Source organism: Amycolatopsis sp. cg5 (assembly GCF_041346955.1).
Taxonomy (GTDB): Bacteria; Actinomycetota; Actinomycetes; order Mycobacteriales; family Pseudonocardiaceae; genus Amycolatopsis.
Genome location: NZ_CP166849.1, coordinates 5,183,558 through 5,208,779, shown reverse-complemented (window position 1 = coordinate 5,208,779; position 25,222 = coordinate 5,183,558). Strand labels below are relative to the sequence as shown.

Here is a 25,222-nt window from a genome sequence, read left to right as displayed (position 1 = left end):
TCCCATGCTGACCGTTCCCGCGATGGGACAATACGACGGCATCACCGTCTATCGAGACGACACCGACTTCTTCCGGTTCTACGCGCTGCCGAAGGTGCCCCGCGTGCGCACCGACGAGCAGGGCAAGCCGGTGCTGGTGCTCGTCAAGTACGCACTGTCCGAACAGGACAGAGCGGCACACCCCGAACTGGGCAACGGCGGCGGCTACCTGAGCCTGGACACCCAGTTCGACCTGACCGCGGCCGAGATCGCGAAGCTGCGCCCGCAACTCCAGTCCATTGTGGATTCCGAGTGGAACCGGCTCCGCGCCGGCACGCCGGAGGAGCGCGCCAAGGCAGGCGCCACGACACCCCAGGTGCAGTTCGCCACGCCGACCTACACCGAGAGCAAGGTCAAGCTGGACTCGCCGACGCAGAACACGCTGCTGCGCGGCCGGGTCGCGGAGGGCGGGTCCTCGCTGCTCACCGGCAACGTCGCCTGCTTCAGCCTGGACCTCACGCCGGGCGGCGCGACGCTGCTGGAGAAGGAGCTGACCGACCCGAAGTCGGACCTGACCTCGTTGCAGGTCGAGTACGACCTCAAGTTCTGGGCGCGGCTGCCCGAGGTCGGCATCCACCTCGAGGTCGACGCCTCGAAGATGTACAGCTACGTGCAGAAGCAGCTCGAAGGCCGCGGCTGGGACAACTGCACCAGCTACGACTACGACCACAGTGACATCACCGAGGAGTCGCTGACCCTGTCCGGCGCGGTCAAGGTGCTGATCGACAACTCGGCGGGCTCGGTGCCCGAAGAGGTGATCGCCGAGCTGCGCGGTTACGCGTTCGACACGCTCAAGCAGCTGCTGCAGAGCGTGTTCTTCGAGCCGGAGGAGCCGGTCGGCACCGGCGGCCAGCAGAACGGGCGCCAGCCGAACCACCGGTACTTCCTCAAGAAGTTCGACAGCCAGTCCATGCAGATCCGCCTGGACATGGTGCAGCGCAGCGTGGTCCCGTGGTCGGTCGCCCCGCGCGGCACGCTCACCTCGACCTTCGGCTCGATCACCCCCGGCGCGCACATCCGCGAGTACAACCTGGACGACCCGTTCTTCAGCGACCTGATCGCGGACGTCACCGTGTTCAGCGACTTCACCGAGATCGGGCACGCCGAGGTCGAGCTGCGCTACGCGGCGGCGGGCAAGAGTCAGCTGCTCACCTTCACCACCTCCGGCCAGCAGGTGTGGAAGACGCCGCTGGTCGACGAGCGCCGTGACTACACCTACCGCACCCGCATGGTGTTCAAGAACGGGAAAGCCACGCCGTTCAGCGACTGGGAGGCGGGCGACAGCAACAAGCGGCTGGCGATCTCACTGCCGGTGCCCGGCCTGATCGACATCGACGTGCTGGCAGGCGCGGTCGACTTCGACAAGTTCGCGGGCTCGGTCCAGATCGCCTTCGCCTACGAGGACCTCACGAACGGCGTGCCCCGCGAGGAGTACACCGTCGTGCTGACGAAGAACAGCCCGTCGGCCAAGTACACCCGCCGCCTCGGCACCGCGCAGACGAAACCGGTCCAGTACCGGCAGACCTTCGTGCTGGTCAACGGCGAGCGGCTGGCCGATCCGGAGTGGCGTCCGGTGCCGGGCCGTCAGCTGCTGGTGAATCAGCCGAACGAGGCGGTGCTGCGGGTCGGGCTGATGCCGGTCGGTCTCGGCTGGCTCGACGTGACCCAGGTGATGGTCGAGGTGACCTGTCCCGGCGCGCTCGGCAGGCCGGTCACCGAGACGGTCAAGCTGAGCAAGCCGTCCGACTACTACACCTGGGTGGTGCCACTGGCCGATCCGGCGAAGCGGGCCTACCGCTACCGGTGGACCGCTTCGTTCACCGACGGCAGGCTGGAGACGGTCCCGTGGCGCGACGACACCGGTGACACGACCGTGCTGCCGATCCCGCTGAACCGGGCGGGCCTGGACATCACGGTGATCGGCGACGCGCTCAACTTCGCCGCCTGCCCGCTCACCGAGATCACCCTGGCCTACAACGGCCCCTCGCCGAAACCCGTCCAGCCGGCCACCTTCCTGTTCCGGGACAAGACGCCGCAGCGCTGGCACATCGACGTGCCGGACGGCTCGCCGATCGATCTCACCGCGACGATCACCCATCACCCGGCCGGGCGTGACCCGGTCAAGATCGGGCCGCGCCAGGAGCTCGACCCGATGGTGGTGGTGCCCGCCTACCTCACCGGCGAGCTGAAGGTGACCGTGCTCGGACAGCTGATCGACTTCAAGAAGACGCCGCTGGTCGCGGTCGACCTCACCTACAGCGACCCCGGCAACCAGTTCACCGCAACCAAGTCGCTGACGCTCAGCGCGAACCAGTCCTCCGCCGAGTGGGTGCTCGCCACCCGCAACCCGGCGATCACCACCTACACCAGCCAGGTCACCTACTACGACACCGACGGCGGCGAGCACACCGGGCCGGTGGTCAAGCAGACCAAAGACCGGATCGTCATCCCCGCCTACAAGTTCTGAAAGGACAGTCCCATGCAAAAAGTCGAGCCGTGGCGCCATTTCCCCGAGTACCGGGTGACCGTCTACCAGGACGACACCATCTTCTGGAAGTTCTATCTGGTCTCCGACTACGTTTCGGTGCGCAAGGACAAGGCCGGCAAGCCGGTCTTCCTGCTCACCGCGTACTCCTTCGGTGACCAGGACCGCGAGGAGAACCCGAACCTGCCGCGCGGTGGCGGTTATCTCGCCATGGACACCGAGATGCGCATCGAGCCGGACGACCAGTCCAAGATCGTCGCGGCGCTGCAGCAGAACGTCAACGACATCTGGAACCAGCTCAAGGCCATGGCCGACCGGGGCGGGCAGAGCGTCAGCGGCTACCGGCTGACCAGCTGGCACCACCTCAACGGCCACGACACCTCGCTCTCACTCGGCGTCGACGACGTGCTGCTCGGCCTCGGCCCGTCGGGCCCGGGCGCTCCTCCCGGTGACGCGCCGCCGAAGGTCGTCGCCGCCGAGCCGCAGTGGGTCAACGGCAAGTTCAAGGTCTTCGCGCCGCAGAGCGGCAACCTGATCGCCAACCGCGTCGCCGAAGGCCCGCTGTCGCTGCTCGGCGGGAACGTCGCTGCGGCGAACCTGGACCTGACCTCGGCAGGCGCCACCTTCATGGTCAAGTCGCTGACCGGGCAGGGCGGCTCCGGCGCCGACCTGACCCCGCTGCAGGTGCGCTACGACCTCGAGATGATGGTCAAGCTGCCGAAGATCACCGCGTTCGTGGAGGCCGACTCCCGCGAGGTGTACGAGTCGGTCAAGTCGATCTACCACAACTACGACGGCCGTGGCTGTGACGACGACGAGATCACGCACTCGGAGCACGCCATCGAGCTGGCCGTGTCCAGCGGCGCCATCCGGTCGGGCATCCACTCCGAGGTGGAGCTGAGCCCGGAGGTGATGGAAGAGCTCAACAACATGATCAGCAAGATGATCAACGACCTGGTGAAGGACAAGTTCTTCGACCGCAAGCCGCGGCCGCCGGTCACCGACGACAAGACCAAGGACTTCATCGACAAGGAAGCCGACATCTACTACATGAAGTCGGAGTCCTCCATCGACTTCAGCCACTTCGGCTTCACGCACGAGATCGAGACCGCCAAGGCGTGGCCGGTCCATCCACAAGGGACGATCCAGGCGTTCCTGTCCGGGATGAGCCCCGAGGAGCTCAAGCAGTACGTCCGGCTGGTCGACCTCGACGACCCGTTCTTCAAGACCCTGCAGCTCAAGGCGACCGTGTTCGGCGTCGACTGGGCGAACGACCCGATCGACTTCGTCGAGGCGCAGTTCCGCTACAGCGGCAAGGACGAGAACGGCCAGCAGGTCGACAAGAGCCACTCGATGATCTTCAAGAAGGACTTGACCGAGGACACCTGGGACCCGAGCCTGATCGGCGCCAAGCGGGACTACAGCTACCGCTGGCGCATCGGGTACCGCGGCCACGCGCCGAGCGAGTACACCAAGTGGATCGACGAGACCACGAACAAGCTCGCCTTCGCGGTCGGCAAGCCGGGCAAGGTGGCGGTCAAGTTCCTCACCGGCAACATCGACTTCGGGCTCACCACCAAGAGCGTGCAGGTCGACGTCGAGTACGAGGACACCGGCGCCGGCGTGCCCAAGGACGGCACCATGCTGCAGCTCAACCCCGCCGTCGGCGAGCAGAGCTACAACCGCTGGATCTTCTCGCCGGTCAACAAGCCGCTGCGGTACCGCACCCGGTTCTTCCTCAAGAACGACCAGACGATCGAGAGCCCTTGGCAGGAGACCGTCCTCGACCAGCTGTTCGTCAACGAGCCCAACGCCAACAACCGGCTCGACGTGCAGGTCATCGCGGCGGGCGCCTGGGACGACGTCGAGCAGTGCGTGGTGAACCTGCGCTACCGCGACCCGCGCAACGGCATCTCGTCGGAGGGCCTGATCAAGCTGGCCAAGGGCGGCTACACGCCCTGGTCGGTCTTCGTCGAGCCGTCCAGCCCGCGCACCTTCGAGTACAAGGTGTTCACCACCTTCAAGGACGGCAGCAGCGACGACGGCGGCAACACCTGGCGCACCGGCGAAGGTGACCAGGCGCTGGCCATCAAGGTGCGCCCGCCGGCGCAGCTGCGGGTCGAGCTGAACCCGGTGCTGGTCGACTTCAAGGCCTCCCCGGTGGTCGAGGTCGGGCTGCACTACGACGCCAACAGCCGCCCCGAGCGGGAGACCTACGCGCTGACCGCGCCGACCGACCGGCCGGTGTGGCGGGTGCCGCTGGACAACCCGGCGAACGACACCTACTTCTACAAGATCACCTACAACACCCCGAACGGCGAGATCGTGATCCCGGAGCGCCGCGTGGACGACCACGACAACAAGATCACCGTGCAGAAGCTGCAGGCGCCGGAGATCAGCGTGCTGTTCTCGGCCAAGCTGCTCAACCTCGTGCAGACCCCGGTGGTCGAGGTGGACGTGCACTACGAGGACCCGGCCAACGGCATCGACGAGACCGAGACCTTCCTGTTCACCGACCAGAACGACCAGATGTTCCGGTTGCTGGTCAAGGAGAACTCGCCGAAGGAGTACGAGGTCGCGATCAAGTACTACCTGGCGGACGGGACCATCGTCGAACGGCCGTCGCAGCGGCTCGAACAGACCAAGGTGGTCGTCCCGCGCTACGTCCCGACACCGAAGTAAGCGGAGAACACCGATGCTTTCACTCAGCCCGCCTTTCTACACGATCGAGGGCGTGGTCGTCGGCCGGGACTTCACCGATCCCACCCAGTTCTGGTACTTCCCGAACCGGCCGCACCTCGCGCTCGACGAGCACGGCAGACCGGCCGTGCGCCTGCTCGTCTACAAGGAGAACCTGGACGAACTGCCGCCGGAGAAGGAGGACGCGGCCGCGTTCCTCGTCTTCGACACCACATTGGACTGGCCGAAGTCCACATTGGACAAGGTGGCCGCCAAGATCAGGCAGGACCTCGACCTCGACGTCGAACCGCGCCTGACGCCGTTGCTCTACCGTTCCGGCAGAGCCAGGCTGACCTTCCTCGACCGGCGCTCCCAGCAGCCCGGCGAAAATCCGGCTGAAGAGCCGGACAAGGACTGGGTCACGGTGCTGGAGGCCACGGCGACGCCGTCGCTGTACGGCGAGAACCGGGCCATCTTCAGCGTGATGCTCACGAAGAAGGCCGCCGCGCTGGTGCTCGCGTCGTTCGACGGGTTCCTGCCCGCGGGCGTCACCTACGAGCTGGACTATCCGGCGATGCAGCGTACGTTCAACGTGCACGTCGAGGCCGACTGGTCGCTGGTATACTCCTACATCCGCGAATACCAGAAGGACCGGCATTTCTTCTCGTCGGAAGAAGTCGAGAAGATCACCGAGAAGCTGCTCGACACCAAGCTCGTGAAGATCACCGGCACCGTCGAGGGCGTCGACGAAGAGGCGATGCTCGCCGAGTTCAACGAGGTGCGCAAGCAGCTCGCGCAGTTCGTCTGGGAGAAGTTCTTCGAGCCCAAGCCGAACCCGCAGGAGCTGCTCGACCGCGACGTGCCGGACTCGATCATCGGGTTCCTCGGCGGAATGCGCGACATGCTGTTGCTGCCCAAGGGTTTCGTCAGCAGCAAGCGCACGCTGGACGTCGAGCAGATCCGGAAGCTGGACATCGACTACACGGTGAACCGGGCGGTCCAGCGGACCATCGCGCCGCAGGCCCACCTGAGCATGTTCTGGCAGGACTTCCAGCCGCCGCTGAACCGCGACCAGGTGATCACCGTGGTCCGCGGCGACGACGACCTGTGGCGTCAGGTGAAGTTCGAGGTGCTGGCCAGCGCCGACTTCGCCGAGGACGCCGTGCAGCGGATCATCGTCGACGTCGCCTACGGCCCGATGGGCGCGGACGGCCCGACGGCGCAGGCGCGCCGCTGGTCGCTGGTGCTCGACAACGCGCACCAGAAGGGTGAGGTCGCCGGCTGGTTCGATCCGGCCGTCGGCACCACCTTCCACTACCGGTACACCGTCGCGTTCGGCCCGAACGCGATCGTCGGCGACGACGTGCTGCTCACCTCGCCGTGGCGGGAGGCGAGCAGCGGCGCGCTGACCGTCAACCCGGCCGAGCTGTACAAGGAGCACCGGATCGACTTCATCCGGCTCAGCAACCTGCGCGCGGACCTGTTCCCGGAAGTGCTGGTCGGCATCAAGTACCGGGACCCCGGCACCGGCTGGAGCTTCCAGGACTCGGCGCTGGTCACCGGGCAGAGTCCCAAGTGGACACCGGTGTTCCGGTCCCGCAAGGGCGCGCCGGACGACGTCGAGTACCGCCTCGACTACAAGCGTTCGGACACCGCGGGCACCACCCCGCCGGTGCTCGGCAAGACGGCGAGCGACCTGGTGCCGCTCGACGACCCGAGGCCGAACCTGTTCACGGTCAACGTGTCGCTGATCGAACCTGGCAAGGTCGAGCGGCTGTTCCTCTCGCTCGAGTACTCGGACGAGGAACACGGCATCTACGAGTCGACCACCCTGACCTTCGACAAGAACAACCTGGGCGCGCTGCGCTGGAGTTTCCCGCGTGCGGTCCGTGACCGCGATCGGTACCGCTACAGCCAGACGCTGATCGCCACCGACGGGACCGTGCTGGAGACCGGCTGGGTGGAGACGAACCGGTCGACCCTGTTGGTGGGCAACAAGTTCGCCGCGCTGTGGGACGTCGAGCCCGAGTTGACGGGCCCGCCCCTCACGGACAACGGGGTGCAGAAGATCACGGTCACCCTGGCCTACGACGACGAAGCGAACAACTATCACCCGAAGTCGGTGCAGGACTTCACGGCGCCGGGCCGGGGCCAGAAGTGGTCGCTCCAGCTGAAGAATCCGAACGCGCGCGCCTACACCGTCACGGTGGAGTACTTGATGCGCAACGGGTTCAGCCGGTTCCGTGGTCCGTACACGGCCAGCGACAGCTTCCTCATGCTGTCGACGGTGCCACCGCAATGACCGTCGCCGAAGCCCCGTTCCTCGCCGCGCTGCTGGCGGGGCTCGGGGCGCAGGCGCGGGCGGTGGCCGACGCGCTGCCCGGCCTCGACGACGGCGAAACCGAGCGTGACGGCCGCACCTGCCTCGACGGCGGGTCGGCCGCGGTGTTCGGCGTCGGCGCGCCCGGCGGCCGGGTGCTCGACCTGCAGGTGCGGCCCGACCCGGTGTCGACGCTGAACGTCCAGCGCTGGCACGGGGTCACGGCGGCCAAGGGGGAGACCACGCGCCGCTGGGAGCGACGGCTCTACCTCGGCCACAACGCCGAAGCCTTCACGCACGCCGAGTCCATAGTGGACGATCGGTTCGCACCGCTGCACGCGCGCGTCGGCCCGTTCGGCCGGATCTACAGCGTCACCGAAGATCCGGTACTGGGCCCCGAGATCGGCTGGCAGTTCGACCGTGACGTGCGCGTGCGCGACATCGTCGACCCGGCGCTGTGGCGGCTGGCCACCCCGCTGCTCGACGACCTGCACGGCTTCGCGGTGTCGCGCACCGCGGGCCCGTGGAGCCTCGCCGCGCGGTTCGGCCCGTCCGGCGTCCGCGTCAGCCTCGGCACCAGCCGCTGGGCCTACTCCGTCGAGGACCAGGCGAAACGGCGCCGGCTGGCGCACTGGATCGACTCGCTCGGCGGCGACGGCAGGCACGCCGAAGCCCTCTACCAACTCGCGAACGGCTACCGCGGGGACACCCGCGGCGTGCGCATCGGCCGCGCCGCCGAGGTCGAAGTCGACCTCGAAGCGGGCCAGGTCGCCACCGCACGCGCCTATCTCGCGTTACCCCGAAAGGAAGACCGATGACCTGGGTCAGGATCAACACCTTCATCCGCAACTGGCCTGGCGGCGGCAGCCCGCCGGTGTTCGAGATCAACTCCGACGAGAACGGCGTCGCCGTGGTCGAGCTGGCCTGGGACCCGCAGGCGCTGCGCACCCCGGCCGCCTATCCCAGCCAGCTGCGGTACTACAGCACCGACCGCCCGTACACCGCGAACCTCACCCGCGACGACGGCTCGCGGTACACGGTCACCGTGCCGGCGCAGTCGATCGAGCTCAGCGGGAACCGCGCCACCTGGTCGATCCCGCAGAGCCTCTGGGACGCCTACGTCCAGGAGTCGATCAAGACGCTGAGCACGCCGGCCAAGACCACCTTCGCGCGCAACCTGTACTACCGCGTGCGCATCCAGGCGCCGGGCGCGTCGAACGCCACCATCTGGCCGCCGGACGAGGCGTACGCGGGCGATCACGCCATGCGCGCGCCGCTGATCGGCATCCTGCCGCTGAGCGCGAGCCCGTCGTCGCAGGTGCCGCCGGACGAGCAGGCGATCGCCGGACTCGGTGGGGTGCCGGGCTTCCCGACCCTCTGGTCGGACGTCGCGCTCGCGGTGTGGCGGCGGCTGCCGGAGACCGATCCGCAGCGGCGCGCGCTGGTCCAGCTGTGCGCGCACCAGGCGTTCCGCGACGCCGACCTGCCGACCAGGGTGAACCTGCTGCGGCTGTGGCTGTTCGGGCACGACGCGCGCGCGAAGCTGCCCGCGCTGCTCGACCGGCGCGCGATCACCGGCAGCGGCGTGACCACCCCGGTGATCGAGAAGCGCGCGCTCAAGGGCGGCAAGACATTGGTGCAGCTGCTCGTCGAGCTGCTGGTCATCACGCCCCATCCGGACCTGCGCGGCATCAACCGGGAGCAGCTGCTCGGCGACGTGCTGACCGAGATCATCGACCCGAACGGGCAGACCAACCAGGGCTACGCGGGCACCTGCGTGCCCACCTCGATGCAGACCCTGATGATGACGGTCAACCCCGCCGAGTACGTCCGGCTCCAGGTGGGCTGGCTCAGCTCCGCCGGGGTCGTCGAACTGGCCGACGGCACCGCGGCCGACGTGCCTGCCGGGGTGCTGCAGGTCGGCCGGTACGCGGTCACGCCGGCGCTGCAGCCGGACGGCTCCTTCGTGCCGGGCTCCAGCGACCCGTTCTCGATGCGCACCTTCAGCGAGATCGCCTTCCAGGGCGCGATGATCAAGCTCGGCTGGGGCGGGCGGTTCCCGGCGAACAACGGCACCGAGGACGGCATCAAGGCGGTCTTCGCCGCGGTGTTCGCGGGCGGCCTCCTGCCACAGGAGGCCAAGCGGGTCGCCGACGCGCTGTTCGGGGTCAACTTCATGCTGGCCCCGGTCAGCGGCACACCCGCGACGCCCGAGTTCGCCGCCAGCCAGCAGGCGATCGCCAAGACCTTCCTCGACGACCTGGACAGCAGGCAGCAGCCGGTGTTGCTGGCCACCTACTGGGGCAACGACCCGCACGTGCCGATCACCCCGCCGAAGAAGGGGTACGGCGCGCACATGGTGCTCGGGCTGCGCCGCGCGAACGGCCGGGTGCTGTTCAAGAACCCGCAGTACACCGGCACGCTCCCCGGCGGGGCGCTGAACGGCGGCAACGCGGTCAACCCGCCGCGTGCCTACGTCGACACCGGCGGCGCGGTCGAGTCGATCAGCGAAGCCGACCTCGCCAACTGGATCTACTTCTACCTGCTGCCCGACGAAGTCCTCATCTGAGCGGAGAACCACCATGCTCTATCTCGACAAACCCATCGGCCCGATCAACGGGCTGATGCTGTTCCGCGATCACGCCGATCCGGACCTGTTCTTCTACGCGCCGGAGCGGCCCCGCCTCGCGCTCAACGAGGGCGTTCCCGAGTTCCAGCTGCTGATCTACCGTCGCGACATCACCGACAACCCCAATCTGTCCGATGAGGACAAACAGCGTCTCGGCGGCGGTTTCCTCGCCTTCACCGTGGATCTCGGCGTGACCGACGCGCAGCTCAAGGAGGTCAAGAAACAGCTGGCGGTGTTCAGTGGCGGCAACGTCAAGCTGACGCCGATCCCGTTCACCGACGGCACCGTGCGGCTGTCGATCACCAAGGACCTGGCCGACGCGCCCGGCGCGACCCCGGAAGTCCAGCGTGGACTGGAGTTCTTCGAGGAGGTCTTCGAAAGCGGCAAGCCGTCGCTGATCGGCTTCAACCGCGCCACCTTCGGCGTGGTGCTCTCGCACGAGGGCGCGCTGCTGATGGAGGCCGCGCTGCGGTCCGGCATCAGCCCGATCGGCGTCATCTACGACCTCGAATACCTGGGCCTGCGCCCGGCGTTCGACGTCAAGATCCACGCCGACTACAAGCGGATCTACACGCACCTGGAGACCCAGTTCGGGGTGAAGGCCGGTGTCGGCCTGATCAGCGCCGGAGTCGACATCGACCTCGCCTGGCAGAACCTGCGCGACCAGGGCCACATCAAGGTCGACGTCGTGAACTTCACCGACGACGCCGACCTGCGCAAGCAGGCCGACGCGGCGTTCGACTGGTTCAAGACCGAGCTGCTGAAGGACTTCTTCAAGTCCTCGCTGGAGCCACCGGCCTTCATGAAGGCCAGCCAGGGCGCCGGCGCGCTCAGCGCGTTGCAGAGCATGCTGACCCCGCTCACCCAGGTGCAGCAGGGTCCGCTCATCCCCGGCTACGGCCAGCCGACCACCCAGGCCCCGACCCCGGCGCCGCCCCCGACCGACGCCAAGTCCAACAACCCGTCGGCGGCGAAGGAGAACGCGGCCGCCAACCCGCCAGGCCCGGCGCCTGCTGGCCAGGGCGCGGCGAACAAGCTGGGCTTCGGCCTGCAGGTCGGGTTTTCCCTGAAGCACTACCGTCAGGAAGAGCTCAAGGAGCGCGACTTCGAGTACTCCATGCAGAGCGCGGTCAAGCGCGACGCGGCGCCGCAGGGCCTGTTCTCGACGCTGGTCGACGGCATGGACCTGCGCCGCGCCATCAAGGAGGTCGACCTCGACAGCGACTTCTTCACCAGGGTCACCGCGGGCTTCGCGCTCGGCGCCGACCTCGCGGCCGAGAAGATCACCGTGGTCTCGGTCAACGTCCAGTACCCGGCCGAGCCACGCCCCGGCCAGACCCCGACCACGGCCGGTTTCCGTTTCACCCCGTCCGACAGCGCGGCGAAGTCGTTCCAGGCCTGGCTGAACGACCACAAGGACCTGGCGTACAAGTACCAGATCCGCGTGGACTTCGCGTCCGACTCGGAATGGGCGGGCGACGAGCCGAGCTTCACCTCGGACTGGATCACCACCACGGCCCGCGCGGTCACCGTCAACCCGTTCGACGCACTGGACAAGTTCGATCTCGAGATCCTGACCGGGCTGCTGGACCCGTCGATCGCGCAGGTCCAGCTGGAACTGGAGTACGTCAACGGCGCGTTCGCCGACCGGCGGACCCTGGTGCTCAAGCCGGGGGAGAGCAGGCACTGGCGGCTCAGGCTCAGCGAGTCGGCTTCGAAGGTGTACCGCTACCGCGCGACGTATTTCCTGCCGGGCAACGTCCGGTACCGCACGGACTGGGTGACCAGCGAGCCGATCAGCACCGAGTCCAGCTCACTGGTGATCAACTCCCCGTTCGTCGGCGAGGCGGTGGTCAAGCTGTATTCGATGCTCGACCCGTCGACGATCATCGAAGCCATGGTCGACCTGACCTACACGGAAGCCCAGACCGGCTACACCCGCACGAACCAGATCACCGTTCCCGGCGGCACTCCGTTCAGCTCGCTCACGGTCAAGTTCCCCGCGCTGCTCAACCCGCCTGCGAAGGTGATCGCGACGCCGACCATCGTCCGCACCGACGGTTCGGTCTTCGAAGGCGAACCCACTCCGGTCACCGGGGCGTATGTGCTGACGGACGGCGTCGGCGTGGCGCACAAGCTGAACGTGTCGCTGGCCAGCGGTGACTTGACCGGCGCGGGCCTCGTCGCGGTCCGCGTCCGCCTGCGCGGCCTCGGCGCCGGCGGTGACGACGCCGAGGTGCTGTTCCGGCCCAGCGCTCCCACGACGGTGCCGGTGACATTGGTGCAGCCGGGGGCGGCCTTGCAGTACGCCTACGAGGTCGAGGGCTACACGACCAAGGGCCTGCCCCGGCCCGGCCAGCGCGGCGAGACCTCGGTCAACACCCTGATCGTCGGCCTCCCCGCCTGACCCTCGTGAGTGGTATCGCCGGTTCTAACCGGCGATACCACTCACGACCCGATTGCACGATCGGCCGGGCTGTTGGGGAAATGATCACCGTGTCAAAGGGACGGATCCACTCAGGACGGTGTGGCCGGGCCGGTGGCCGTGTTTCGATCACGCGGTGCAGGTGCGGGGACGGGAAGAAGAGTGCGCGCGGATCGAAGCGGCGCTGGGGTCGGGGCTGGTCGTGTTCGGTGAGCCGGGTGCGGGCAAGAGCGTGCTGCTCGCCGTCGCCGCCCGTGCCGCGCTGGCCGCCGGGTTCGAGGTGGTCGGCGGCCGGGTCGCGGCGCATGATCGGCGGCGGGAGTACCGGACGTTCCGGGTGCTGCTCGGGATGCCGGAGGCGGGTCACGACGAGCTGGTCGCGCGGCTGCGGCTGACGCGACCCGTGCTGGTGCTGGACGACGTGCACCACCTGGATCCGGGGTCGGCCGAGGTGCTGGCCGAGATACGGCCCGAGGTTCCGGCGATCGTGTCCACAGTGGACAAGGGTGCCGGGCTCGAACTGGGCCCGCTGCCGGAGAAGGCGGTCATCGCGCTCGCCGAAGACCTGCTCGGTATGCGCGCCGGGCCAGGCCTCCGGCGCCTGCTCAAGGCGGCCGGGGGCAACCCCGGCCTGGCCGTTGCCATGGTGCAGGCGCTCCGGCCGGGCCTGACGCTCAGCCGAGGCAGCGCCGACACCGCCACGGCCAGGATGCCCGACGCGGTGGGCGACATGGTCGATCAGCGGCTCGCGCCGTTGCCCGAGAGCACCTTCGAGGCGCTGCGGCTGGCCGCGATCCTGGGTGCGCGATTCACGGTGGCCGACGTCGCCGCCGCCATGGACCAGCCGCTGATCAACGCCGTCCGCGCGCTCGGGCCCGCGATGGAAGCCAGGCTGGTGTCCGATAAGGACAGTGGGCTGAGCTTCGCGCATGGCGTTGTGCGCCAACGGGTCCTGGGTCGCATGTCGACTTCGGTCAGGCGAGCGCTGCACATCCATGTCGCCGACGCGCTGGACGCGCGCGAGGCCCCGATCTCGCGCATCGCCGTGCACCTGGCCGAGGGCGCGGAGCCGGGCGACTTCCAGGCCGTGAAACGGCTGCGCGCCGCGGCCAAGCGCGTCGGCCTGTATTCGGCGACGTCGGCGGCCGCGCTCGCCGCCCGTGCGGTCGAGACGGCGGGCGTCGAGTATCCGGAAAGGACGGAGTTGCGCGCGGAGCTCACCCTGCTGCGACTGGCCGCGGGCGACGTCGAAGGCGCGCGGCAGTCTTTCCCCGGCACGCGCGGCCCGCTGGGCGAGGTCGCCGCGCTGCATCTGGGCGTGGCCGTCGAGCCGGGCACGGACCCGTGGCCGGTCGCCACCGCGGCGCTCATCCGGGCGCAGGCGGGGGAGCCGCGGCCGGTCGTCGTCACCGGAACCGAAGACGCGCAGGCCACCGCGCTCGTCGCCCGAGCATGGGCACACGTGGCCGCCGGCGAGCTCGACGAGGCCATCGTCGCGGCGGGCCAGGCCACGGAACTCGAATCCTGGTGCGCGGATCTACTCGCCCCGCAGATCCCGATCGCCGCCGCCCATCTGCAGGCGGACCGGTTCGTCGCCGCCAAACAGGCGCTCGAAGCCGGCATCGCCAACGGCACCGGCAAACTCGCCGACCATCACGAAGCACTGGCCATGGTCGGCTTTCTCGCGGGCGAGTGGGACGAGATCAGCCCGTCCGACGCGATCCGCGCGCGCGTCGCCATCGCCCGCAATCAGCTCACCGAAGCCGTCTCGCTCCTCGGCGACGGCGACTCGAACCTGCACTGGTGGTCACGTGCCCTGCTGTTCGAAGCCGAGGGCAAGGACCCCGCCCGCGCCGCGCGGACCGCCTGGGAGACGACGCCGAAGCTGCATTCCTTCTTCGGCAACTGGGGGATGGCCGTCGACCTGGCCCGCCTGACCCGGGATCCCTCGATCGTCGACTGGCTCACCACCCGCAACGCGGCCGCGGCCGCGCACGCCCAAGGCCTCCTCGATCAGGACTTCGGCCTGCTCGACGAGGCGATCGAGGCCTACCGCGCGACGCCGCGCGTCTACGAACTCGCCCGTGCGTGCGAGGCCAGGCAGACCAAGGACAGCCTCTTGGAGGCCATCAAGATCTACCGATCGCTGGGCGCCGTCCGTGATGAGGCCCGGTGCACCGCGACAGCTCGCGCGGCCGGGTTCTCCGTGCTGCGTCGAAGACCGCCGAGACCGTCGGGCCAAGGCCTCGACCTGCTCACCCCGGCCGAGACGGCGATCGCCCAGTGCGTCGCCGAAGGCCTTTCCAACCCTCGAATCGCGGCGAAACTTTACATTTCGCGGTACACGACGGAAACGCACCTCAAGCACATTTTCGCGAAATTGGGCGTGAGTGGAAGGACGGAATTGGCCGCCATCGTGCTTTCGTCACGGTAAAGGGCTCGTGCGCGTTGCGGGCGGTTCTATTGAGGGGAAGGGCAAATGTGGCGTGCGTCGGTCTGGCTGACGAGGTCACGTCGCGAGGCCCGGACGCACGGCATTTCGCGGCTGAGCGGGGGTGGGGGTCGCGAGTGTTTAGACCGGTTAGAACCGGCCGTACCACTCACGACCCCCACGACGACCCCGGCTTGCCACGGGCGAGTGGAGCCTCTGCTGCGTTAGATGCAGCAAAGGTTCCACTCGCCCGCCACGTTTGCCGTTCCGGCCAAATAACGTCCGGAAGGGCAAATGTGGCGGGCACTTGTGGTCGCTGCGCCAGGTGGGATGGCGTGAACGCCTCGTTCGCGACGTTGAACGTTGTGAACGGGGCGTTCACGTCGTCTCGCTGGTGAACTACACCCGATTTCGTGTCCACCATGGACGCCAGACGCGAAATGCGGTCCGCTATGTCCTTTTCACGCGGTTTTGCTGGAGTCTGAGACGTGACGAAGGGGGCCCATGTCACGCTCAGCGTTACAAGGGTGGCCTTTGTGTGGTTCAGCCGCGCCCGAGCGTAAGACGCCACATTTGGCCTTCCGCTCAATAACCGCCCGCAACGCGCACGACACCGGCTTACGCGGCGGTGGCGCCGCCGCCCGTCTGCGGAGCGCCCTTCGGCTTGACCGCGACCTGCGGCGAGGCCGGCTTCTTGGTCACGGTGCCCGGCACCTTCAACGTCCCGCTCATCTTCTTGCCGTAGCAGTCGAGGGTGATCGGGTAACTGCCCGGCTTCGCGTCCTTCTTGATGGCGACCTCGTACGACCAGTAGTGCGGTCCCTCGCCGTAGCTCGTCTCGCTGGGGCCCTGGACGGTGGCGATCACCGGCGAGGTCAGCTTGCCGAGCTTGAGGTCGGAGAGCTGGCATTTGGTGTTGACCACCAGGTTGGAGCCCGGTTTGACCGTCTGCGTGCCGCCCGGCAGCATGATCGCGTTGTACCCGGCGCTGGCCGACGGCGCCATGACGAGTCCGGCCGTGCCGACGGCGAGCAGCGCACCGGCGGCGGCAATACGTGCCTTCATGTGATTCCCCAGTTTTCTTTCCCCATTGGCAGCAGACTTTGCTGTTGCCCCAAGAGACGCCGCCGGAATACCCGGGTTGCCGCCGATTCCGATTCGTGATCTTCCCGGCGGCGGACCTTCGGAACACAGCTGGATTGAAGGTGCTCCCGGCGAGCCGCATCGCCAGACTCAGGGGTTGGAAGACGACGAGGGAGGAAGCACTCATGACGAACACCGACGGCCGTGTCTGGCTCATCACCGGCTGCTCCGCCGGCTTCGGCAGGGAGATCGCGCTGGCCGCGCTGGCCGCAGGCGACCGGGTGCTGGCCACCGCCCGCCGGCCGGAAACGCTGACCGACCTCGAAGCGAAGGGCGGCGACCGGATCCGGACGGCGGCACTCGACATCACCGACGCCGGCCAGGTGGAGGCCGCCGTGAAGACCGCGGTCGAGACCTTCGGCCGCCTCGACGTCGTGGTCAACAACGCCGGTCACGGCGCGGTCGGCGCGGTCGAGGAGTTCACCATGAGCGAGCTGCGCGCGCTGATGGAGGTGAACTTCTTCGGCGCGGTGGAATTGACCAAGGCCGCGCTGCCACACCTGCGCGCCCAAGCCGACGGGACGATCGTCCAGATCAGCTCGGCGGGCGGCCAGGTGGCACTGCCCGGCTTCGGCGCCTACAGCGCGGCGAAGTTCGCACTCGAAGGCCTCTCGGAGGCACTCGCCGCCGAGGTCGCGCCCTTCGGAGTGCGCGTGCTGATCGTCGAGCCCGGCGCGTTCCGCACGGAGTTCGGCGGCGGCCGCCTGCAGCGCTCCCGCACGATCGACGCCTACGAACTGTCCACTTCGGACACCCGCGAAGCCGTCGAGACGATGCACGGCACCCAGCCAGGCGACCCGGCGAAGGCCGCGGCCGCCATCCTGCGCGCGGTCGGCTGCCCGAACCGCCCACTCCGCCTCGCACTCGGCGACGACGCGGTCGACGCCATCCGCGCACACCACGAGTCGATCGCCACCGACCTGTCCAACTGGGAGAAAGTAAGCCGCGGAACCGACCTCGATTAATGCGATTGACGCACGGGCGTCGGCGGGCAATCATGGTTTCACGCAATCAAGCAGAGGGGTCACGATGACGAACATGGGGAAGCGAGGAACGCAGCGGCCGGGCATGGCCGTCGCGATCGCTGCCGTATGCGCGGGCCATCACAATCCCGCCAAGATGCTGACGTGCGCGGAATTCCCGTCATGACCTAGAACTCGTCATGTCGAGAAAGCCGCCCATCGGTAAACCGATTAGGGCGGCTTTCTTCATTGTGCTGGAACAAAATCTAGCGGTCGTGGTGAACTCGGCGGACACGTCGGTCTTCCAAACCGAAGCAGAGGGTTCGATGCCCTCCGACCGCTCGGTGCAGTATTCCGGACCGCAAGCTCAATTGGACGAGCAGCCGACTCTTACTCGGCGGGTTCAGGGTTCGAACCCCTGGCGGCCCACGCGACATTCCCCCGAGGTGTAACCGGCTGCACGGCCCGCTGTTACCGGGTTGGACCAGGTTCGAGCCCTGGTGGGGGAGCGCATGACCAAGATTGCCCGCGCACGTGGCTCAGCCCCGCGAGCGAGGGCACCGCGCGCGGTTCGGCAACCAGCCGGGACTCATAACCCCGGCCGACGTGGATCGACACCACGGCGCGCGACCACCTCAATGCCGGTGCGACCAGGTGACTGGCGTTGACGACGAGATGAGGCGCGGCCTACGGGAGGTACTCGACCGAGTCGGAGGGAATTGCTTTACCTGACGGGAAGCCATCTTGCCGGGCGACCTCGTTTTTCACGGCCCGCCATCCGGAACATGCGCTTCGCAGTGCGGGATAAAGCCCGCTTTACTCCGCGAGGGTCATGAATGTTGCTTCCCGATACACTTGCCCAGCTCCTCGCACACTTGACCAAAGTTGTTGGAACGCCCTGATAGGCAAACCGAGGGATGGTCGTGGTGGCCGTCAAGGGAGGCGGCCGGGTGGTTGTCGGGTTGGTCGGCCGGCATGCGGAGTCGGCTGTGCTCGCTGGGTGTTTGGACGCGGCCGCGGCCGGCACGGCACAGCTGGTGGTGTGCGACGGTGAGCCGGGCATCGGCAAGACCCGGATGGCCGAGGAATTGACGGCGATGGCCCAGACACGTGGGTTCGTCACGGTGTGGGGCAGGGCCAGCGAGTCGGAGGGGGCGCCGCCGTGCTGGCCATGGCGGCAGGTGCTGCGTTCGTTGTCGCAGTCGGGCGGGGCGAAGGTGGCGGCGGCGATCGGTGTCACGAAGGAGCTCGCGGTGGTGGCGCCGGAGGCCTTTCCGGAAGAGGTCGCCGACCGGATCGACCTGGAGGGCCAGCCCGAGTCGCGATTTCGGGTGTTCGACGCGGTGGCCCGGTTCCTGGCCGAGTTCGCGGCGGACTGCGGGCTGGTGGTAGTGCTCGACGACCTGCACCATGCGGACGTCGCGTCGCTGGTGTTGCTCCGGCACGTGGTCGCCGGTGTCGGGTCAGCACCGTTGCTGGTCTTTGCCACGGGGCGTAGTACCGAGCTGGGAACTCAGCCGCTGCTGGACCTGCTTTGCAGGCCGAGGACCACACGGGTGAGTCTCGGCGCTCTGGACCGCGACGCGGTCGCGGTGCTCCTCACCTCGTCTGATCAGCCGATCCCCTGGGCGACGCCGGACCACGTCCACACACTGACCGGAGGGAACCCGTTCTTCGTCGGTGAACTGGCGCGCGCGGCTCGGATCGGGCAGGCCAGGGATGCCATACCGGACACGGTCCGGGCGGCGATCCGACTCCGGACCGACCGGCTGAGCGCGGACTGCCGGCACCAACTGAGGGTGGCGGCCGTGCTGGGGAGGACATTCTCGCCGGCGGTGGTGGCCGCTGCGCTGGAACGACCGGTGACGAGTTGTCTGGGTGGCTGGGACGAGGCCGCAGCTGCCGGCTTGGTGATGCCGGTCGACGACGGTTGCCTCTCGTTCCGGCACGCGTTGGTTCGGGACGCGATTGTGGCTGATCTGTCCGCGGTGGAGCGCAGCGCGCTGCACCGCACGGTCGCGGTCACCCTTGAGACCTATTACCGGGGCGCGCTGGCACCGCGCCTGTCCGACCTGGCTCAGCATTGGGCGCTCGTGGCCGACCAGGACGCGCGCGAGCAAGCCTCCCGGTGGGCACGGATGGCCGGTGACGAGGCGATGCTCCGGCTCTCGTACGAGGAGGCTGTCCGGCTGTATCGGCAGGCGTTGCGAGGTGAGCTCGACGACGCCGCCCAGTTCGCGGTGCTGACAGCGCTGACCAGGGCGCTGCGGCAGGCAACCGACCTGGCCGAGGCGTTCCGCACCTGTGGGCAGGCGGTCGCGCTCGCCCGTTCCGCGGCACGACCCGATCTCCTGGCTGAAGCTGCGCTCGTGCTGGAGCCGACCGCCGTCGAACTCCTCGACACGACGCTGCATGGCTGGCTGACGGAGGCCGCCGAGCAACTTGACCGCTGCGCTCCCCAGGTCCGGGCTCAGGTGCTGGCCCATCTCGCATTGAGCAGCGTCTACGTCAACGAGTCAGAGAAAGCCTCGAGCCTCAGCGAACGGGCACTCGTCGCTGCGACGGGATACGCCGACGCGACGACGGCGGCGCTGCGGGCACGGCACATGGTGTGCAGCGGTGCTGCCGACATCGACGAACGTGAGCGGCTCGCAGACCAGATGCTGGTGCTGGCCGACCAGATGGACAGCTCGGCAAATCGCATCCTCGGCTATTCCTGGCGGATCGACGCGCGGTTTGCCAGGGGAGACCTGCGCGGTGTGGCAGCCGACCTGGAGAATCTCGACTGGTGGGTGCGGGCGGCGGGAGGTCCGACCGCACGCTGGCACCTCCTGCGCTACCGCGCCGCCCTGGCACAAGCACGTGGCGAATTCCCCCGAGCCCGCTCCCTGGCGGACGAGGCGTTTCAGACAGTCGAGCCACTGGGGCACCCCGCGGCGTTCCCGGTCCGGATGGCGCTGCTGGTGACCGTCGACCACCACTGCGGCACCGACCGGGAGGCGCCGCATGTGCAGGCCTGCCGCACGACCGGACCGGGTACCGCGGCCACCCCCGGCCACGCGTACCGGATCATGGATTATCTATGTCCGGCGATGGTGCTGGCGGAAGCGGGCTATCTCGACGAGGCTGCCGCGAAGTTCCACGCACTCGGGCCCATCCCCACCTGGCGTGTACCACCGTTTCACCAGCTCATCATGTACGCCTTCGGGATCATGGTCGCAGTCCGGCTCGATGATCGCGACGCCGTCAACGAGCTGCGCACGCTCCTCGAACCGTTCCGCGCGGGTCACGTCGTGTCCGGCACCTCGGTGGAGCACTACTGCGGCCCCGTTGCGCTCTATCTCGGGCTCGCGGCCGCGCAGCTGGGCGAGCTGGATCGGGCAGTCGACGACCTGACCGAAGCGGAGGGCGCCGCGCACACCGCGGGAGCGGTCGCCCACGTGGTCGAGGCCCGCACGGGGCTGGCGACCGTGCTGGCCAGGCGGGGCGACATCACCGGCGCCCAGGCTCTGGCCACACGGACCATCCGGGACGCGGACGCGCTGGGCATGGCCCCATGGCGGTCGAAGCTGGCCCAGCTTGCTCAGAACCCGGCCTCAGCGCACCCGCTGCGTGGACTGACCGCACGCGAGTACGAGGTCGCCGTCGCTGTCGGCCGAGGCCTCACCAACCGGGAAATCGCCGCCGAGTTGCACGTGGCCGAACGCACCGCGCAGAACCACGTTCAGCACATCCTCACCAAGCTCGGGTTCACCACCCGCAGCCAGATCGCCACCTGGATCACCGAGATCACTACACGGACCGATTCCTCAAGCTGAGTACCGCGACCGAGTAATTCAGCGGATGGCCACGACACCGGGCCCGCATACCGTTCTGGCCAGGTGCCCTCCGGCAGCGTGAATCCTCACTCGTGGAGCAAAATCATGACCAGAACCAGAATCCTGCGCGCACTCGGCGCGCTAGCCGCCGGCATCACCCTCACCGCTCTGCTGTCCCCGGCGACATCCCAGGCGATGGCGACCCAGGCAGCGACAGCCGCGTCGAACACCAGCTGGTACGGGCCCTACGCGTTCACCAGCTACGCGGGCGGCCGGTGCCTTGCCGCCGACTCTCAGGGGCTCGGCCAGAACGGCACCCGCGTCTGGCTGTGGGACTGCTACCCGCCCTCACAGCAGGGCGAGATGTGGTGGCTGCGCCTGATGCCTTACAGCAACACCTACGGCACCGCTTATCAGGTGGTGGGCGTCGAAAGCAGACGGTGCCTCGACGCCGCCGCACAGGATGGCGGCCGCAACGGCACACACATCCAACTGTGGGACTGCCTCGGCGCCCAACAATCCAACCAACTGTGGTGGGTCTACCGCAACGACTACAACCACGGCTATGTCCTCAAGAACGTGGCATCCGGCCGAGTACTCGACACCGCCGCGCAGGACTGGGGCCTCAACGGAGCACGCGTGCAACTCTGGGACGACCTCGGCGACAACCAGCTCAACCAGCGCTGGACCGAGACGACCTGGTGACCCTTCAGCGACAGGCGCACCGCCGGATCGACCGCGGTCCGCGCGATGCTCAGGCAGAAGGCAGGTAGACATGACTGAAGACTATTCGTCCTGGCGGTGGAGCAATGCCGAACGCAGAAGTGCGGTTTCGGTCGGAATCCAGTCGGCAGCGGCACTCGTGGGCGGTCCGTGGGGCTTGGCACTGGCATTCGGCATGGAGTATCTCTACAACCGCCGCCAGCTGATCTTCAACTCCGCCGGCACTCCGGAGCGGGCGTATTCCGCGCGTGGAAAGGCTGTGTCACTGGGGGCGCTCGTGCAGCGTGGGGCGGCACCGCCGGTGTCGCTTTACCTCAACCCCGAGCTGACCGCACCGGCGCGGCAACTGGGGCTGCGCTCAGGCGATCCGGTTACCCTGATCCTCAGCGACACTGGCTCCACCCGTACCGGCACCGGTCTGGTCGTGCCCACCCGCGTCGGCGAGCGGATCAGCCTCGTGGTGCCGCGGAGCAGCTACACGGTTGCCGCGTTCGGTGCCCGACGCGACTCGCTGTTCGCCACACCGGACCCGTTCACCACCATCGGCGCCGCCACCGTCACGCCCGCCGGCGGAGTCCTGCAGATTCCGCTCGCCGCCAGGCAAACGATCTACACGCCCGCGTACCAGCCGTTCAGAAACCGAGCACTCACACCATCGCCGCAGCCTTTGGCGTGCAACTGCCCGGTCTGCGTTCCGCGGTACTGCACCTGCGCCGCCTGCATGGCATAAGCGTATCAACGACGTCGGAGTCGTACCTGCCTTGGCAGCTGGCAAGGCAGGTACGAGGTGATCAAGTAGTGCGAAAACTGCAGGTCGGATGACGTGAAATGTTCATATTAATACGAGGAACACGGCACGTGCCGCACCTAAATATACGTGTCTGACCCTTTGTGGTCCCGAGGTGTCAAGGTCAGTTATAAGTGCCACCGAGCCGGGCTAGCGCTTGACGGACCTCGGCGGCAGCGCCTGGGCAAACTGATCTGCCTGACTTGAAGCTGCGCGATGGCAGCGCTCGATCAAGCGGTCAGAGGAGATGGTGTTCGCGCCCGTACAACAACAGCGGCGACATGCAAGCTGGAATTCGACGCACCGACTCCGGCGGATTGCTCGATGTGACTGTGAGCTGGCGATCGTGTCCTGTGGGTAACGGAATGGTCTCGATGATCGATGTGGCCCATCCGGGCTGTCGGGTGCGTCGAATTCCGGCTGTTCGTTGCCTCGGAGGTGTCGGGGCTTTCGGCCCATGGTGGGCTGTCATCTCAGACTTAGGAGTTATCAGTCATGAAGCGCAGCATTCGCAGCGGTACCCTGGCAGCCGGTGTGGCCGCTTTCGCTCTTGTTGTCTCGGCGTGTGGCAGTGACGCGGGTTCGAACACCGCCGCGAGCAGCAGTGCTCCCGCCGCCGCGCCGTCGTCGGCTGCGATGCCGTCGTCGGCGGCGAAGATGGACCCTGCCAAGGATCTGGTCGGTTCCGGGTGTGCGGGGTACGCGGAGAAGGTCCCAAGTGGACCGGGTTCGGTCGCCGGGATGTCCGCTGACCCGGTCGCGGTCGCCGCGAGCAACAATCCGCTGCTGACCACGCTGGTGTCGGCGGTGTCCGGGAAGCTCAACCCCAAGGTCAACCTGGTCTCGACGCTCAACGGCGGTGAGTTCACGGTGTTCGCGCCGGTCGACGCCGCGTTCGCGAAGATCGACGCCGCGACCATCGACAAGCTCAAGACCGACGACGCGCTGCTCACCAAGATCCTGACCTACCACGTCGTCGCGGGTCAGGTCGCGCCCGACAAGATCGTCGGCGACCAGACCTCGCTGCAGAAGGGTGTGGTCAAGGTCAGCGGCAGCAAGGACGCGCTGAAAGTCAATGACGCCAACGTGATCTGCGGCGGCGTGCACACCGCCAACGCGACCGTGTACCTGATCGACTCGGTACTCATGCCCCCGGCGTGACCCCGCCGGTCCACAAAGGACAATAGGCTGAAAGAGCCGCGACGCCAGGCGTCGCGGCTCTTTCATGTCCTCTGGTGATCACCGGAAAACCGGTCACCGCAGCAGATACAGGTTGCTTCCCGAGGATCGTTCTCGGCCTGGATTGGTGGTGAGGATGTCGGCCCGCGGCGTTCACTCCAATGGGGCAGTTTTGGTCTTCCGGATATTCGTGGCAATACGCAGGCCTTGGTCTGACGAATCACTTCCGATAACTCGTCGACAGCGCGGTTCATTCGCCGCGGGCTCGGCTCCGGCCGGGAAGGAATCACCATGGCTGCCGCAAGCGCCACAGTCACCGCTCTTCGACTACCGGGTGACCACGTCACCGTCTCGGCGCCGACACCGGAGGAACTCGTCGGCCGGGTCGCGCTGGGCGACGAGGACGCGTTTTCCGTGCTCTACGACCAGCTCGCCGGACCTGTCTTCGGCCTGGTGCTGCAGGTGCTGCGGGCTCGGGCGCAGGCCGAGGAGGTCACGCAGGAAGTGCTGCTCGAGATCTGGCGCAAGGCCGCCCAGTACGACCCGGCACGCGCGAAAGTCACGACATGGGCGCTGACGATCGCGCACCGCCGTGCGGTCGACCGGGTCCGCCACGAGCAGTCCGCCCGTGACCGCGAGGACCGCGCGGACCGGCTCGACCTGCGGCGGCCCTATGACGATGTCGCCGAGACCGTTATGTCCATAGAGGACAATCACTTGGTGCGCCAGGCGTTGTCGGTGCTGACCGAACTGCAGCGCGAGTCCATTCTGCTCGCCTACTTTCACGGATTGACGTGCCAGGAGGTCGCCGAGAAGCTCGGTGTCGCCATCGGCACGGTCAAGACCCGCATGCGTGACGGCATGATCCGGCTGCGCGACGCGTTGGGAGCGGTCCGATGAGCGGCGCCGAGGTTCACATGCTGGCCGGCGCCTACGCGCTCGACGCTGTCACCGACCTGGAACGTGCTGCTTTCGCCCGGCATCTCGCCCACTGCCCGACCTGCGCCCGGGAAGTCGCGGGATTCCGCGAGACCGCCGCGAAACTCGGGATGGCGGTCGCCACCGGTTCCTCCACCCGGCTGCGCAGCAGGGTGCTCACCGAAATCGCCGAGACCAGGCAACTGGCACCGGCGCCTGAGATCGCATCGGCTGAACGCCGGTCGTGGCGCACCCGCGTGGTCATCGCGGTGGCGGCCATCGCAGCCGCGGCGACGCTCGTCGCCGGGATCGGGATCGGTGCGCTCCGGCCGGATCCAGCGCCGTCCGCGCAGCTCGCCGTACCCGCCGCCGCGCCGGACGCGAGCGTGGTGCGGGCGAGTGGCGCCGGCGGTTGTTCGGTGGTCGTGTACTTCTCCCGGCTGCGTGGCGAAGCGGCGATCACCGCACGGAGCCTGCCGGCGCTGGGTGCGGGCCGCGCTTATCAGCTGTGGGTCATCGGGCCGCGAGGAGCCCAGTCCGTCGGGTTGCTGCACGCGGAGTCCGGGACGCTCACCGCGGCGCTTCCGGCCGATGCCGACCGTGTCGCCGTCACGACCGAACCCGCGGCGGGCTCACCGCAACCGACGACTCCTGCCGTGGTTCGCGTTCCGCTCGCATGATCGA

15 protein-coding genes and 2 tRNA genes are annotated in these 25,222 nt (G+C 67.9%); 16 read left to right on the top strand and 1 reads right to left on the bottom strand.

Annotated elements, in window-relative coordinates:
- Positions 1–4 precede the first annotated feature (4 nt).
- The 7 genes from AB5J62_RS23375 (at position 5) to AB5J62_RS23345 (ending at position 15,011) form a co-directional block, all read left to right on the top strand.
- Positions 5–2,506 (top strand): hypothetical protein, encoded by a 2,502-nt coding sequence (locus tag AB5J62_RS23375; RefSeq protein ID WP_370942052.1) that lies wholly within the window; start codon positions 5–7, stop codon positions 2,504–2,506.
- A gap of 12 nt (positions 2,507–2,518) precedes the next feature.
- Positions 2,519–5,206: a hypothetical protein gene (locus tag AB5J62_RS23370; protein ID WP_370942051.1), complete on the top strand. Its 2,688-nt coding sequence runs from the start codon at positions 2,519–2,521 to the stop codon at positions 5,204–5,206.
- A 13-nt stretch (positions 5,207–5,219) separates the two neighbouring features.
- Positions 5,220–7,505 carry a hypothetical protein gene (locus AB5J62_RS23365; RefSeq protein WP_370942050.1) on the top strand — a complete coding sequence of 762 codons (2,286 nt, stop codon included), beginning with the start codon at positions 5,220–5,222 and terminating at the stop codon, positions 7,503–7,505.
- Positions 7,502–8,341 carry a hypothetical protein gene (locus AB5J62_RS23360; RefSeq protein WP_370942049.1) on the top strand — a complete coding sequence of 280 codons (840 nt, stop codon included), beginning with the start codon at positions 7,502–7,504 and terminating at the stop codon, positions 8,339–8,341. Before AB5J62_RS23365 ends, AB5J62_RS23360 begins: the two co-directional genes overlap by 4 nt.
- A complete protein-coding gene (locus tag AB5J62_RS23355; protein ID WP_370942048.1) occupies positions 8,338–10,092 on the top strand; it encodes a hypothetical protein in 1,755 nt (584 codons plus the stop codon). The genes AB5J62_RS23360 and AB5J62_RS23355 overlap by 4 nt, the downstream gene beginning before the upstream one ends.
- Positions 10,093–10,105: 13 nt before the next feature.
- Positions 10,106–12,559 carry a hypothetical protein gene (locus AB5J62_RS23350; RefSeq protein WP_370942047.1) on the top strand — a complete coding sequence of 818 codons (2,454 nt, stop codon included), beginning with the start codon at positions 10,106–10,108 and terminating at the stop codon, positions 12,557–12,559.
- Positions 12,560–12,713: 154 nt separating this feature from the next.
- The gene (locus tag AB5J62_RS23345) at positions 12,714–15,011 is read left to right on the top strand and encodes a LuxR C-terminal-related transcriptional regulator (RefSeq protein ID WP_370942046.1); all 2,298 of its coding nucleotides are present in this window, start codon (positions 12,714–12,716) and stop codon (positions 15,009–15,011) included.
- Between the two features lie 615 nt (positions 15,012–15,626).
- Here the strand turns inward: AB5J62_RS23345 and AB5J62_RS23340 are convergent.
- A complete protein-coding gene (locus AB5J62_RS23340; RefSeq protein WP_370942045.1) occupies positions 15,627–16,073 on the bottom strand; it encodes a hypothetical protein in 447 nt (148 codons plus the stop codon).
- 203 nt (positions 16,074–16,276) lie between these two features.
- Here AB5J62_RS23340 and AB5J62_RS23335 point away from each other — a divergent pair, with 203 nt between their 5' ends.
- The 9 genes from AB5J62_RS23335 (at position 16,277) to AB5J62_RS23295 (ending at position 25,218) form a co-directional block, all read left to right on the top strand.
- Positions 16,277–17,116, top strand: coding sequence for an oxidoreductase (locus AB5J62_RS23335; protein ID WP_370942044.1), 840 nt, complete (start codon positions 16,277–16,279; stop codon positions 17,114–17,116).
- A gap of 266 nt (positions 17,117–17,382) precedes the next feature.
- Positions 17,383–17,455, top strand: a tRNA-Gly gene (locus tag AB5J62_RS23330).
- 14 nt (positions 17,456–17,469) lie between these two features.
- Positions 17,470–17,542 (top strand) — tRNA-Lys (locus AB5J62_RS23325).
- Positions 17,543–18,039: 497 nt separating this feature from the next.
- Positions 18,040–20,931, top strand: coding sequence for an AAA family ATPase (locus AB5J62_RS23320; RefSeq protein ID WP_370942043.1), 2,892 nt, complete (start codon positions 18,040–18,042; stop codon positions 20,929–20,931).
- A 105-nt stretch (positions 20,932–21,036) separates the two neighbouring features.
- On the top strand, positions 21,037–21,636 hold the full coding sequence (locus AB5J62_RS23315; RefSeq protein WP_370942042.1) for an RICIN domain-containing protein: 600 nt from the start codon (positions 21,037–21,039) through the stop codon (positions 21,634–21,636).
- 70 nt (positions 21,637–21,706) lie between these two features.
- On the top strand, positions 21,707–22,384 hold the full coding sequence (locus AB5J62_RS23310; protein ID WP_370942041.1) for a hypothetical protein: 678 nt from the start codon (positions 21,707–21,709) through the stop codon (positions 22,382–22,384).
- 552 nt (positions 22,385–22,936) lie between these two features.
- On the top strand, positions 22,937–23,602 hold the full coding sequence (locus AB5J62_RS23305) for a fasciclin domain-containing protein (RefSeq protein WP_370942040.1): 666 nt from the start codon (positions 22,937–22,939) through the stop codon (positions 23,600–23,602).
- Positions 23,603–23,911: 309 nt separating this feature from the next.
- Entirely contained in the window at positions 23,912–24,520 is a 609-nt protein-coding gene (sigK, locus tag AB5J62_RS23300; RefSeq protein WP_370942039.1) for an ECF RNA polymerase sigma factor SigK, read from the top strand.
- Positions 24,517–25,218: an anti-sigma factor domain-containing protein gene (locus AB5J62_RS23295; RefSeq protein ID WP_370942038.1), complete on the top strand. Its 702-nt coding sequence runs from the start codon at positions 24,517–24,519 to the stop codon at positions 25,216–25,218. Before sigK ends, AB5J62_RS23295 begins: the two co-directional genes overlap by 4 nt.
- The last annotated feature ends 4 nt before the right edge of the window (positions 25,219–25,222 follow it).